Raw genomic sequence first — 12,322 nt, 5'->3', positions numbered from 1 at the left:
CCCGCCACGCATGCTGACGGCACTCCCTGGATCGAGAGGTGCCCGAGATGCGTTCATCCCTGTGGTTGCTGTGCCTGGTTCTGGCCTTGCCGGTTCAGGCCGAGGAAAAAGTCCTTAACCTGTACAGCTGGGCCGATTATGTGGCCCCGGAAACCCTGCAGCGCTTCGAACAGCAGACTGGCTACAAGGTCCGCTACGACAGCTTCGACACCACCGAAGTGCTGGAAACCAAACTGCTCACCGGCGGCAGCGGCTACGACGTGGTCGTACCCTCGTCCAGTGTGCTGGCACGGGCCCTGGCCGCCGACGCCCTGCAGCCGCTCGACGGGCAGGGCATGCCGGGCTACGCCAACCTCGACCCGGACCTGCTCGGCAAACTCGCCGAGGTCGACCCCGGCAACCGCTACGCGGTGCCCTACACCTGGGGCACGCTGGGGCTCGGGCTGAATGTCGAAGCGGTTCGCCAGCGTCTCGGCGATGTGCCGCTGGACAGCCTCGACCTGCTGTTCAAACCCGAATACGCCGGCAAGCTCAAGGACTGCGGCATCGCCATGCCCGACTCACCGCAGGAGGTGATCGGCCTGACCTTGCACTACCTGGGCAAGGATCCCTACAGCCGCGACAAGGTTGACCTGGCCGCCGCCCAGGCGCTGCTCAAACAGTTGCAGCCGTCGATCAGCTACGTCGCCAACGGCCGTCAGATCAACGACCTGGCCAACGGCAGCGTGTGCCTGGCGCTCACCTACAACGGCGATGCGAACATGGCCGCCGATCAGGCGCGCAAGGCCAACAAACCCTACTCGGTGGTCTACCGCATCCCCCGCGAAGGCACGCTGATCTGGCAGGACAACCTGGTCATTCCCAAGGATGCGCCGCACCCGCAGGCGGCGCGGGCGTTTATCGCCTTCATGCTCCAGCCCGACTCGGTGGCGCCGCTGACCAACACCCTGTACTTCGCCAACGCCAACCAGGCGGCCACCGTGCTGGTCGACGAGGCGGTGCGCAGCGACCCCGATATCTACCCTTCGCCCGAGGTGCGCAGCCGGCTGTATGCCGACCGCAGCATGGCCCTGGCCGACCTGCGCCAGCGCACCCGGTTGTGGACCACTTTCCGTACTCGCCAGTAACCGAGGAGCCCCACCATGGACCACGCTTTCAACAACGACCAGGCGCTGACCCGCGACAGCCTCTACGGCACTGCGGCCGAAAGCACCTACGCCGGCATTACCAGCTTCTCCCGGCGGCGTTACAGCCGCGACTTGCGCGGCGTCGACGTGGTGGTCAGCGGTGTACCGTTCGACACCGCCACCAGCAACCGCCCAGGTGCGCGCTTCGGCCCGCGTTCGATCCGCGCCGCCTCGGTGCAGCAGGCCTGGGCCCGGCACTGGCCGTGGGCGTTCGATCCGTTCGAACACCTGGCGGTGATCGACTACGGCGATTGCGCCTTCGATTCCGGCCTGCCGCAGTCGGTGCCGGCAAGCATCGAGGCGCACGCGCAGCACATTCTCGATGCCGGTTGCGCGATGCTCACCCTGGGTGGCGATCACTTCATCAGCTACCCGCTGCTCAAGGCCCATGCCCGCAAACATGGCCCGCTGTCGCTGATCCACTTCGACGCGCACAGCGATACCTGGCCGGACGAGGACGGCCAGCGTATCGACCACGGCACCATGTTCTGGCACGCCGCTCGCGAAGGGCTGGTGGATCCGGCGCGCTCGGTGCAGATCGGCCTGCGCACCACCAACGACGACAGCCAGGGCTTCGCCATTCTCGATGCGCGCCAGGTGCATCGCAGCGGCGTGCAAGCGATTGTCGAGGCGATCCGCGCGCGGGTCGGCGAGCACCCGGTGTACCTGACCTTTGACATCGACTGTCTCGATCCGGCCTATGCGCCGGGCACCGGCACCCCGGTGTGTGGCGGCCTGAGCACGCTGCAGGCGCTGGAGATCCTCGGCGGTCTGCGCGGGATCAACCTGGTCGGCATGGACCTGGTCGAGGTGGCGCCAGCCTATGATCATGCCGATATCACCTCGCTGGCCGGGGCCACGCTGGCGATGGAGATGCTCTGTCTGTACGCCGCGCGGCATAAGGTCGACTGCTGATGCGGTAACAAAATGAATCACCTCCGGGCGCGGTGCCGGTATCGCAATGAACCGTGCGCGCCGTAGGCTATCCAACGCTTGGGTGTAGGACGCTGGCGGAGGTGATTTCGATGAAAGCCATCAGTTTGTTGTTCTTCTCGGCCTTGAGCCTGCTGCTCGGCCTGTCGGTGCAGGCCGCGGCGGCGCCGTCATGGCTGTTGGCGGCCGATGCCAGCAACCCCTACAACAGCCCGATTCGTCGGGCCAATCCCAATTCGCGGCAGGGCAGCGTAGCGGCTACGCCGCCACTGCCGGGGCCGAATACGGTGCCCAAGCCACGCCTGCCGACCCTGGAGAACCGTGGTATTGGCAATGGCGACACCCTGCGCCGCGAACAGACCACGCCGCGGTTCGAACCCACCCGACCCGCTCGCGATTCGCGGCGGGTGCCGTAAGCGCCTGCGCTTGACTGAAAGGACCCCCCGATGACCTCACGACCCTGGCTCGCCGTCCTCTGCGCCGCTGCATGGCTACCGCTCACCGCTGGCGCTGCGCCGCAACGCAGTGTTCCCAGCGAGCTGGGCACGCTGACCGTCAGTACCCTGGCCGAAGGCTTGAAGCACCCCTGGGCCTTGGCATTTTTGCCGGACGGGCAAGGCCTGCTGGTCAGCGAGCGCCAGGGCAACCTGCGCATCGTCGGCACCGACGGTAAAGTGGGCGCGCCGTTGTCCGGGGTGCCGGTGGTGTGGTCCAAAGGTCAGGGCGGCCTGCTTGACGTGGCGTTGTCGCCGCAGTTCAGGCAGGACCGCATGATTTACTTGTCGTTTGCCGAGGGCGATCAGCAAGGCGACAAGGCCGGTACGGCGGTCGGCCGCGGGCGGTTGTCAGCCGACCTGGCGCGGCTGGAGGATTTCAACGTGATCTTCCGTCAGCAGCCGAAGCTGTCGGTGGGCAACCATTTTGGCTCGCGGCTGGTGTTTGATCGCGACGGTTACCTGTTTGTCACGCTGGGCGAGAACAACCAGCGACCGACCGCGCAGGACCTGGACAAGCTGCAGGGCAAGGTGGTGCGGCTGCTGCCCGATGGCAAGGTGCCGAATGACAACCCGTTTGTCGGGCAACGCACTGTGCGCCCGGAGATCTGGTCGTATGGCCATCGCAACCCGCAGGGCGCGGCGCTCAACCCGTGGACGGGCCAGTTGTGGACGCACGAGCACGGGCCGCGCGGCGGTGATGAGATCAACATCCCCAAGCCGGGCAAGAACTATGGCTGGCCGCTGGCCACGCACGGCATCAACTATTCGCTGATGCCGATCCCGGAGGCGCAGGGCAAGCACGTCAAGGGCGCGCTGGACCCGCTGCATGTATGGGCGCAGTCGCCGGCGATCAGTGGCATGGCGTTTTATGACAACCCGCGCTTCAAGGCCTGGGAGCACAGCCTGTTCATCGGTGCGCTGGCGGCGCAGGCCGTGATTCGCCTGCAACTGGACGGCGACAAGGTGGTGGGCGAGGAGCGCCTGCTCGGGCAGTTGAACGCCCGGGTGCGCGATGTGCGGGTGGGGCCGGATGGCTTCCTGTATGTGCTGACGGATGAGGATGATGGTGAGTTGTTGAAGGTGGGGCTGGCGCAATAGTCAGTAAATGCACGGATCACTGTAGGAGCAGGCAAGCCAGCTCCTACAGAAAAACTACGCAGAATCTGTGGGAGCGGGCTGGTCCTGCGCTTGCTGTTACCAGCGCATCCGCACCCCCAGGTTGCCAATCAACCCATTCAGGTCGTTGTCATCGACATCGCTGCTGTAATCCGCACTCACAAACAGACTGACCGTCGGCGTTACCCGCGCCACCAAGCCCAAACCCAACTCCACCGTCGCCGAATTGCGCCCGCTGCTGATCTTGTCGACCTTGTCCAAACTCACCGTGTCGGCGTTGGAGAAGTCATACCAGACGTTGGTCCGCACATACGGTTCAATTGGCATCCCGCGCACTTCATAGCGACCGGACAGCTTCGCGCCCACCCGGCCCGACCAGGTTGGCTGGCGGTCATACGCCTGCAGCGTTTCCGCCTGCGCCTCGTTACCCGGGTAATACTGCTGATTGATCACCTGCGCCTGTGGTTCGATCACCCAGTTCTTGCCCAGGCCGATGGGGAAGCCACCCTCGACCGAGAAGGTCAGCGCGTGGCCGTTGCCGTCCAGCCGCTCACCCGAAGCGCTGCGGCCGTTGGCATCGAAGCGGGTGCCCATGGCCACCGCATCCACGTGCCAACCCTTTTCGTGCTGCACGCTCCAGTACACGCCCAGGCTTTCACCTTCCAACTGCACGGCCTGCTGCTTGCTGTCGCCCAGTGCCGGCCGGGTGGCGTTGACGCCGGTTTGCAGGTTGCTGCGGCCGACGAAGAACCCGGCACGGTGAGTATTGCCGCCGGCAGTTTCGCGGATGAACAGATCAGGACTGATCTGCAGGTTCCGGTTCGACGTATCCAGTTGCGCCGAGGCTGGCGCCGGGGTGCGCGCAGGGCTGGGGAAAAACTGCGCCCACTGGCTGGCAATCAGCTCGGCCGGCACCTGTGCCTGACGTTCGGCCAAACGGCTGGAGAAGCCGTCGAGCAAGCTCAGGCTCAATCCAGACACATTCACCGGGTTTAGCGCGAGCGTTGGCAGGCTCTGCGCCAGGTTGATAAACGGGTCGTCATCCTCCAGGCCCACTGCATGGGTTTCCACCGGGGTTGCTAATAGCAGCGACGTGGAAACCGCATAGAAAACATACGCAAAACCCGAAGGATTCGATGCTTTTCTCATGACGGATCTCCTCTGTAGTACAGCCAAAAGTCTGGCGTGATGTCACAGGCTGTACGGCAAAACCAGAGGGCGACTCAAACCAGCAAACCAATCCCGTACCCGCGCCGCAAGGCGCGAGCTAGAGGCTCGGGTTGATGTTTAAACATGCGGTCTACTGTTCAGCTAAGGAGAGGACACCGGGTGCGTCAAGATTGTGTGATTAATTCGTCAGTGTTTTGTTGGGGTCATTAACTCGCTGAAAAATATAGGAACATTGGCTTCTATAGCCGGGAAGACTCTTTCAAGCGGGTTGGCTATGCCGAATCATTGCTAAGAAGCTGTTGAGCGTCCTCGTCGCGTTGCAGCTCGAACAGCAGCAGCGAGCGCCCGCTGACGGCAAATGCGCTGCCGAAATCATGCCGCTGGGCCTTGCGCAGGTTCGGCCGGTCGGTGTCCAGCAGGCAGTTCCAGTGCTCGCCTTGCGGGACTTCGGGCAGGCTGAAGGGGATCTTGTCGTGCTGTGCGTTGACGATCAGCAGCAAGGTCGCATCGGCGCCGGGGCGGATGATCCCGCTGACCTGCGCACGGCCATCGAGCAGCATGCCCAGGCAGCGACCCTGGCTGTCCTGCCATTGCTCCAGCGACATCTCGTTGCCGTCCGGGGCCAGCCAGGTGACATCCTTGACCCCGATCGCCGCGTTGTAGTCGCCGACCAGGAAGCGGCTGCGGTGCAGCACCGGGTAGGTATGGCGCAGTTTGGTCAGGCGCTTGACGAACTTGAGCAGTGCCGCGCCTTCCTCGTCCAGGTCCCAGTTGACCCAGCCGATCTCGCTGTCCTGGCAGTAGGCATTGTTGTTGCCGTGCTGGGTGCGGCTGAACTCGTCGCCGGCGACGATCATCGGCGTGCCCTGCGAAAGCAACAGGGTGGCGAAGAAATTGCGCATCTGCCGCAGGCGCAGTGCCTTGATCTCGGGGTTGTCGGTCGGCCCTTCGACGCCGTGGTTCCAGGAGATGTTGTGGTTGCTGCCATCTTGGTTGTTCTCGTCGTTGTCCTCGTTGTGCTTGTGGTTGTATGAGACCAGGTCGCGCAGGGTGAAGCCGTCATGCGCGGTGATGAAGTTGACCGAGGCATACGGCCGCCGGCCACGGCGGTTGAACAGGTCGCCGGAGGCCGTCAGGCGTTTGGCGAAGTCGGCCAACTGGCCCCCGTCGCCTTTCCAGAAGGCCCGCACGGTGTCGCGGAAGCGGTCGTTCCACTCGGCCCAGCCAGGGGCAAAGTTGCCCACCTGGTAGCCGCCGGGGCCGCAGTCCCACGGTTCGGCGATCAGCTTGACCGCACTCAGTAGCGGGTCCTGGCGGCAGGCAACGAGGAAACTGTGGCGCTCGTTGAAACCGTCGTGGTAGCGGCCGAGGATGGTCGCCAGGTCGAAGCGGAAGCCGTCCACGCGCATTTCCCCGGCCCAGTAGCGCAGCGAGTCGGTGACCAGTTGCAGTACGCAGGGGTGGCTCAGGTCGAGGCTGTTGCCGGTGCCGGAATCGTTGATGTAGAAGCGCTTGTCCTCGGGCATCAGGCGGTAGTACGAAGCGTTGTCGATGCCGCGCATCGACAGCGTCGGGCCTTGCTCGTTGCCTTCGGCGGTATGGTTGTAGACCACGTCCAGAATCACTTCCAGGCCGGCGTCGTGCAGGTGCGCGACCATCTCCTTGAACTCGGCGATCTTGCCGTTGGCCAGGTAACGCGGGTGCGGGGCGAAGAAGGCGATGCTGTTGTAGCCCCAGTAGTTGTTCAGGTTCTTTTCCAGCAGGTGCTGGTCGTTGACGAAGGCATGGATCGGCAGCAGCTCGATCGCCGACACGCCCAGTTGCTTGATATGCCCGAGCAGTTCGTCGTTCATCAATCCGGCAAAGGTCCCGCGGACCGCCTCCGGCACGCCCGGGTGGCGCATGCTGATGCCGCGCACGTGGGCCTCGTAGAGCACCGTGCGTTCCCACGGCACGCCGACGCGCTGGTCGCGGCCCCAGGTATAGGCCGGGTCGATTACCTTGCACTTGGGCACGAACGCCGCACTGTCGCGCTCGTCGAAGCTGAGGTCGGCATCGGCGTGGCCAATGGTGTAGCCGAACAACGCTTCCGACCAGCGCAACTCGCCCACCAGCTGCTTGGCGTAAGGGTCGATCAGCAGTTTGTTGGGGTTGAAGCGATGGCCGTTCTGCGGTTCGTAAGGCCCGTACACCCGGTAGCCATAGACCAGCCCCGGATGCGCGTCGGGCAGGTAGCCGTGGTAGATCTCGTCGGTGTATTCCGGCAGCTCGATGCGTTCCAGTTCCTGCTCGCCGGTGGAGTCGAACAGGCACAGTTCAACCTTGGTGGCGTTGGCCGAGAACAACGCGAAATTCACCCCCAGGCCGTCCCAGGTGGCGCCCAGCGGGAAGGGCAGGCCTTCGCGAATACGCGAGGGTTCGGCGGCGGCAGGTTCGGGCTTTTTCTGGCTCTCGCTCATGTCAGTCCTTGTTCGGGCGATAGGGAATCCGCCAACCGTGGCGGTAGCCCTGGACTACCGCGTGGTCGGGTATGAACAGCGCCGAGACCGGCTGGGCTCAGGTGGCGGCCGGCTTCCTGGGGGCGCGCGGCTTCTTCTCGGGCGCAGCCTTGCTCACCGACGTGGGCTTGGTGCTGGCCGCGGCGCTGCTGCCATTGGCCGCGCTGGGCTTGCGCGGCTTGGCCTTGGGCGCCAGGGATTCGGCTTCGGCGAGCTTGCGCGCCATGTCCCAGTGGCGGTTTTCCTGGCCGTCGGGTTTACCTTCCGACTCCCAGATTTGATAGGCGAACTCACGGATACGCTTGTCGTCGACAGTCATGGTTAGGCTCCTGATAACGCAACGGAATCAATGAACAGATTGACCGGAACATCCTTGAGCGCAGCGCTCAGCCGCAGCCCCTTTGAGGCTGTGACTGCGCCTTGCTCGAAAAGTCCAATCCAGTTGGCAGTGGATACGGCGAACGGCAGCTCTACGTAGGTGTCGTCCCAGTTCTGTGCCGGGATCAAAGGGTAGGCGTTGTTGCCCGAGCGGGTTCATTGGTCACGCTCGAAGGCTTGTTCGCGGGCCTGTGCCAGCAGTTCCAGACGCCGCGCGGCGTCGGCGTCGTCGAGTAACTGGTCGACCGGCAGGCTAAAGCGCCGCCGCCAGTTCGGGTGGCTATCCAGGGTGCCGGGCAGGTTCGGTTGTTCGTCGACCCCGAGCAGGTCTTCCAGCGGCAACAGCACCAGTGGCGCCCGGGTGTGCCCGAGCAGCCGCACGCTGGCGTCGAGCAGCGACGCTGCACAGGTCTGGCTGCCGCCATAGTTGCTGCGCAGCAAGTGGCGCAGGCCTTGGATTTCCTGCTCGCGGCTGTCGCGCCAGTGCTGCTCGGTGTTGGCGTCGATCAGTTGCAGGCGGTGGTTCCAGTCGATGTCGCGGGCCAGCAGCCAGCCGGCCAGCGGCGGCAGGTCGTGGGTGCTGGTGGTGGCCAGGGCGTTGTCCGGCCAGTCGAGGATCGGCTTGAACTGGCCGGGTGGGTCCTGCTCGAACAGCAGCACGCGAATGCCGAGGATTGCGCGCGCCGCCAGCTTCTCGCGCAGGCCGGCCGGCACCGTGCCGAGGTCTTCGCCGAGGACAATCGCGCGGTGGCGCAGCGACTCCAGCGCCAGCAGGCGCAGCAGGTCGTCGAGCGGGTAGTTGAGGTAGGCGCCGGCGCTTGGCGGCGCCCCGGCGGGGATCAGCCACAGCCGTTGCAGACCCATCACATGGTCGATGCGCAGGCCGCCGGCGTAGGCAAAATTCGCCCGCAGCATTTCGATGAAGGCGCGGTAGCCATTGCGCCGCAGGCCTTCAGGGGAAAAGGCGCAGATGCCCCAGCTTTGCCCGCAACGGTTGAGGGTGTCCGGTGGCGCGCCGACATGCAGGTCGGCGAGCAGTTCGGCCTGGCGGCTCCAGGCCTGGCTGCCGGCGCCGTCGGCACCGACGGCAAGGTCGGCGATCAGGCCGATCTGCATGCCATTGCCGCGCGCCGCCTCCTGGGCCCGCGCCAGGCTGCGGGCGATCAGCCACTGGCAAAACAGGTAGTAGTCGATCTGTTCGCGGTGCTGCTCGGCGAAGGCGGCGATTTCGGCGCTGCGCGGGTCGTGCCAGCCGCTGGGCCAGCTGCGCCAGTCCTGGTTGTGGCCGTTGGCGGCAGCGGCATCGAGCAGCGCCTCGAAGCGGCAATGGTCTTCCAGCGGCTGGCCGCCGGCGCTGCGGAAGCTTTCGAAGTCCTCGCGCTGCGGGTGTTCGCCGTTGATGAAGTCCTGGTACAGCGTGCGCAGCAAGGCATGCCGGGCAGCGACGGCCCGCGGCCAGTCGACCAGCGGCAGCGCTTCCAGCTCGGCGAGGGTGGCTTCCAGGCCCAGCGCTTCAATGGCCAGGCGCACGCTGCGTTCGCCAAACACCGCCTGTGGGCTGGCATACAGGCTGTTGAGGAACAGCCGGCTCGACGGCGAATAGGGGCTGAAGGTGTGCTGGTTATTGGCGAACATCGCATGCAGCGGGCTGATCGCCAGGGCATCGGCACCGCGCTCGGCGGCACTGCGGGCCAGGGTCTCCAGCGCCAGGCTGTCGCCGAAACCGCCATCGCCGGGCCGGCGCAGGCTGTACAGCTGGGCGGCCAGGCCCCAGCGGCGTGGCGCGTCCTGTTCCAGCGCATCGCCCAGACTGAAGCAGCGCAGCGGTGCCACGGCGAGGGTGAAACGCTGCCCCTCGATCGCCAGGGTGTGATAGCCGATCGGCAGTTCGCCGGGCAACTGGGCGTGGTCATCCAGGTGCAGGGTCAGGCTGCTTTCGCCCTCAAGCTGTGCATCGCAGCGGCTGCCTGCACCGAAATACAGCGACAGGTCCAGCGGCTGGCCGTGATCGACGGTGAGCAATGGTGGCAGGTGGCGGGCATCATGGGCCCGCTCCAGGCTGGCGAGGCTGCGCGCGATGGCCGGGCCATCCGCAGCCGGCAGGCCGAGCCCGGCCAGCACCTGGCGCAGGGCGTCGTCGGCGACCCGCTGGGGGCGGCCGTTGGCGTCGATCCAGTCGACCGACAGGCCGGCGCGGTGGGCCAGTTGAATCAGGCGATCGTCAGGCATGTACAGGCTCCGTGAGGGTGATAAGGCTGACCAGGGTGCTGAACGGCGGTAAGTGGTTGTCGCCGATCGGCGTGTCGAAGCCTGCTTCAAGCCGGTGCGCCTGGTTGCGCTCGTTTGCCAGGGTGAGCCACAGGTGCCGGCCCGGCGCACAGTTCCTGGAGGAAGTCCGGGGCGTCGATGGCGTCCTCGGCGCCCAGCCGTCGTCGCTGCGCGCATCCGGCGCCCAGAGGGCGAAGCGGGTTGTTGCGGGGTCGAGCATCGCGGCCCCGTGGGTCGAGGCATCCTTTGACCGTAAGGGCATACCGGGCCTCTCCTCAGCCGACGTTCAGCATGGCGCGTTCCACCAGCTCCTCGTAAAGGCGGGCATAAGGCTCGACGGCCTGGCACCAGTTGAACGGCTGGGTCATCGCCAGGCAGCGCATGGCATTGAGCAGGTGTTTCTTGCGGTACACATAGAACGCCCGGTGCAGGGCTTCGCGGTAGCTGTCGACGCTCGACTCGTTGAACAGGAAACCGGTGACGCCGTTCTCGATGGTGTCGGCCAGCCCCCCGGTGTTGCGTGCCACCGGCAACGAGCCGAAGCGTTGCGCATACATTTGGCTCAGCCCGCAGGGCTCATAGCGCGAGGGCATCAGCAGGAAGTCGCTGCCGGCGAACATGCGCCGGGCGTCGGTTTCGTTGAAGCCGATGCGTACGCCGATCTGCCCGGGGAAGCGCAGTGCCAGCTCGCGCATGGCCTGCTCCTCTTCCGGTTCGCCGCGGCCGATGATGGCGATCTGGCCGCCTTGCTCGACGATGTATTCGGCCACGCCCAGGGTCAGGTCGAGGCCTTTCTGGTAGACCAGCCGCGAGACCACGGCGAACAGCGGGCCGCTGGACGGCTGCAGGCCGAACAGTTCGCGCACCTGGCGGCAGTTGGCGGCCTTGCCGTCCCAGTCGTTGATGCTGAAGTTGTGGCTCAGGTGGCTGTCGGTGGCCGAGTCCCAGCTTTCGTCGATGCCATTCGGAATGCCGCTGAGCAGGCCTTGCTGGGCCTTGCTGCCGAGGAAGCCGTCGAGGCCGCAGCCGAAGTCCGGGGTGGTGATTTCCCGCGCGTAGGTGGCGCTGACCGTGGTGATGTGACTGGAATAGGCCAGGCCGGCCTTGAGGAACGACAGCTTGCCGTAGAACTCCATGCCTTCCTGGTGCTGGGCGTGGTCGGGGATGGCCAGCTCCGGGCAGCAGGCGCGGCTGACCACGCCTTGGTAGGCGAGGTTATGGATGGTGAACAGGGTTGGCGTGCGCAGGCCGCGCCAGTGCATATAGGCGGGGGCCAGGCCGGCGGGCCAGTCGTGGGCGTGGACCAGGTCGGGTTTCCAGTGGACCATGCCTTCGCCGGCGGCGATTTCCGCGGCGGCCAGGCCCAGGCGGGCGAAGCGGATATGGTTGTCGGGCCAGTCGCGACCATTGTTGGCGCCGTAGGGGGTGCCTTCGCGCTGGTACAGTTCGGGGCAGATGAGTACGTAGATAACCAGGCCGTCGGCCAGGTCCATGCGGCCGATCTTGCACGGGGGCAGGGCGGCGTGCCCGCCAAGTTCGCCGACCAGGTGGATCGGGTTGTCGCTTTCCAGCACCTGCGGGTAGCCGGGGATCAGCACGCGGACGTCGTGCAGGTGGCGCATGGCCCGGGGCAGTGCCGCGGAGACGTCGCCGAGGCCGCCGGTTTTGACCAGGTCGGCGATCTCCGAGGTGACGAACAGCACTTTGCGCTTGTGCGGGTTGTGTCGCGCTTCGCTGGCCGGTGCCTTGGCTGTCGTGGCGAGGTCCGCCTGGCTGAGTGCGGTGCTGGTTTCGGTTCTGAACTGTTCTACATGAGGTTCGACAGCGGCACTGATCATACTTCTCTCCGTCCCTTGTAGCGGGTGTGTGGGGTCACCCGTTGTTATGTCTGTGTGTGAATCTCTCTGTGAGTTGTCCTGCCTTCTTGCGATCCCTTTCCCCGGGGGTGCGTGCAAGCGCTGCGCCAATCGGCAATCCTGGCCGATGAACGGGCTGCTGGGTCGGGTGGGTGGGCCGCGCCTGGGTGTGTCCAGATTCGTTGGCCTGCTTCTGTTGCTGACCTGCCGTGGCGTCGGAAAGTTTCGACTATTTCTGGTCGAGTGTTCCGGCTCGGTATTTACGGTCGAAGCTGAGTGTAGGAGAGGTGGCTATAAAAATGTGACCCGCTGGTCATTTTTGCTTATTTGGCGGGTTTGGGGAGCGCGCGGGGCGCATCTGAATGCCTGCTCAGATCCCGAGCAACATGTCCAGCCCTCGGGCAAAACTTGAATAGGTA

Annotated in this window: 10 protein-coding genes; 4 read left to right on the top strand and 6 right to left on the bottom strand. The window is 65.3% G+C overall.

Annotated elements, in window-relative coordinates; translation table 11 throughout:
• The first annotated feature begins 47 nt into the window (after positions 1-47).
• The 4 genes from DCO48_RS20105 (at position 48) to DCO48_RS20090 (ending at position 3,715) form a co-directional block, all read left to right on the top strand.
• On the top strand, positions 48-1,127 hold the full coding sequence (locus tag DCO48_RS20105) for an extracellular solute-binding protein (protein ID WP_116552356.1): 1,080 nt from the start codon (positions 48-50) through the stop codon (positions 1,125-1,127).
• A 15-nt stretch (positions 1,128-1,142) separates the two neighbouring features.
• The gene (gene speB / locus DCO48_RS20100) at positions 1,143-2,102 is read left to right on the top strand and encodes an agmatinase (RefSeq protein ID WP_116552355.1); all 960 of its coding nucleotides are present in this window, start codon (positions 1,143-1,145) and stop codon (positions 2,100-2,102) included.
• Between the two features lie 110 nt (positions 2,103-2,212).
• Positions 2,213-2,536, top strand: a complete 324-nt coding sequence (locus tag DCO48_RS20095) for a hypothetical protein (protein WP_116552354.1) — start codon at positions 2,213-2,215, stop codon at positions 2,534-2,536.
• A 30-nt stretch (positions 2,537-2,566) separates the two neighbouring features.
• On the top strand, positions 2,567-3,715 hold the full coding sequence (locus DCO48_RS20090; protein ID WP_116552353.1) for a PQQ-dependent sugar dehydrogenase: 1,149 nt from the start codon (positions 2,567-2,569) through the stop codon (positions 3,713-3,715).
• Between the two features lie 96 nt (positions 3,716-3,811).
• Here DCO48_RS20090 and DCO48_RS20085 read toward each other — a convergent pair whose 3' ends face one another.
• The 6 genes from DCO48_RS20085 to glgA form a co-directional block, all read right to left on the bottom strand.
• The gene (locus tag DCO48_RS20085) at positions 3,812-4,882 is read right to left on the bottom strand and encodes an autotransporter outer membrane beta-barrel domain-containing protein (protein WP_116552352.1); all 1,071 of its coding nucleotides are present in this window, start codon (positions 4,880-4,882) and stop codon (positions 3,812-3,814) included.
• Positions 4,883-5,175: 293 nt separating this feature from the next.
• Positions 5,176-7,362, bottom strand: coding sequence for a glycogen debranching protein GlgX (glgX, locus tag DCO48_RS20080; protein ID WP_116552351.1), 2,187 nt, complete (start codon positions 7,360-7,362; stop codon positions 5,176-5,178).
• Positions 7,363-7,459: 97 nt separating this feature from the next.
• A complete protein-coding gene (locus DCO48_RS20075) occupies positions 7,460-7,720 on the bottom strand; it encodes a DUF2934 domain-containing protein (RefSeq protein WP_116552350.1) in 261 nt (86 codons plus the stop codon).
• A 215-nt stretch (positions 7,721-7,935) separates the two neighbouring features.
• On the bottom strand, positions 7,936-10,008 hold the full coding sequence (gene malQ / locus DCO48_RS20065) for a 4-alpha-glucanotransferase (RefSeq protein ID WP_116552348.1): 2,073 nt from the start codon (positions 10,006-10,008) through the stop codon (positions 7,936-7,938).
• Positions 10,001-10,309, bottom strand: coding sequence for a hypothetical protein (locus DCO48_RS20060; protein WP_116552347.1), 309 nt, complete (start codon positions 10,307-10,309; stop codon positions 10,001-10,003). The genes malQ and DCO48_RS20060 overlap by 8 nt, the downstream gene beginning before the upstream one ends.
• A 13-nt stretch (positions 10,310-10,322) precedes the next feature.
• Positions 10,323-11,885, bottom strand: a complete 1,563-nt coding sequence (glgA, locus tag DCO48_RS20055) for a glycogen synthase GlgA (protein ID WP_116552346.1) — start codon at positions 11,883-11,885, stop codon at positions 10,323-10,325.
• Positions 11,886-12,322: the final 437 nt, after the last annotated feature.

The organism is Pseudomonas sp. SDI (assembly GCF_003105155.1).
Classification (GTDB): Bacteria; Pseudomonadota; Gammaproteobacteria; order Pseudomonadales; family Pseudomonadaceae; genus Aquipseudomonas.
Note: the sequence above shows the minus strand (reverse complement) of the source record. Positions and strands in the feature narration are given on the sequence as shown.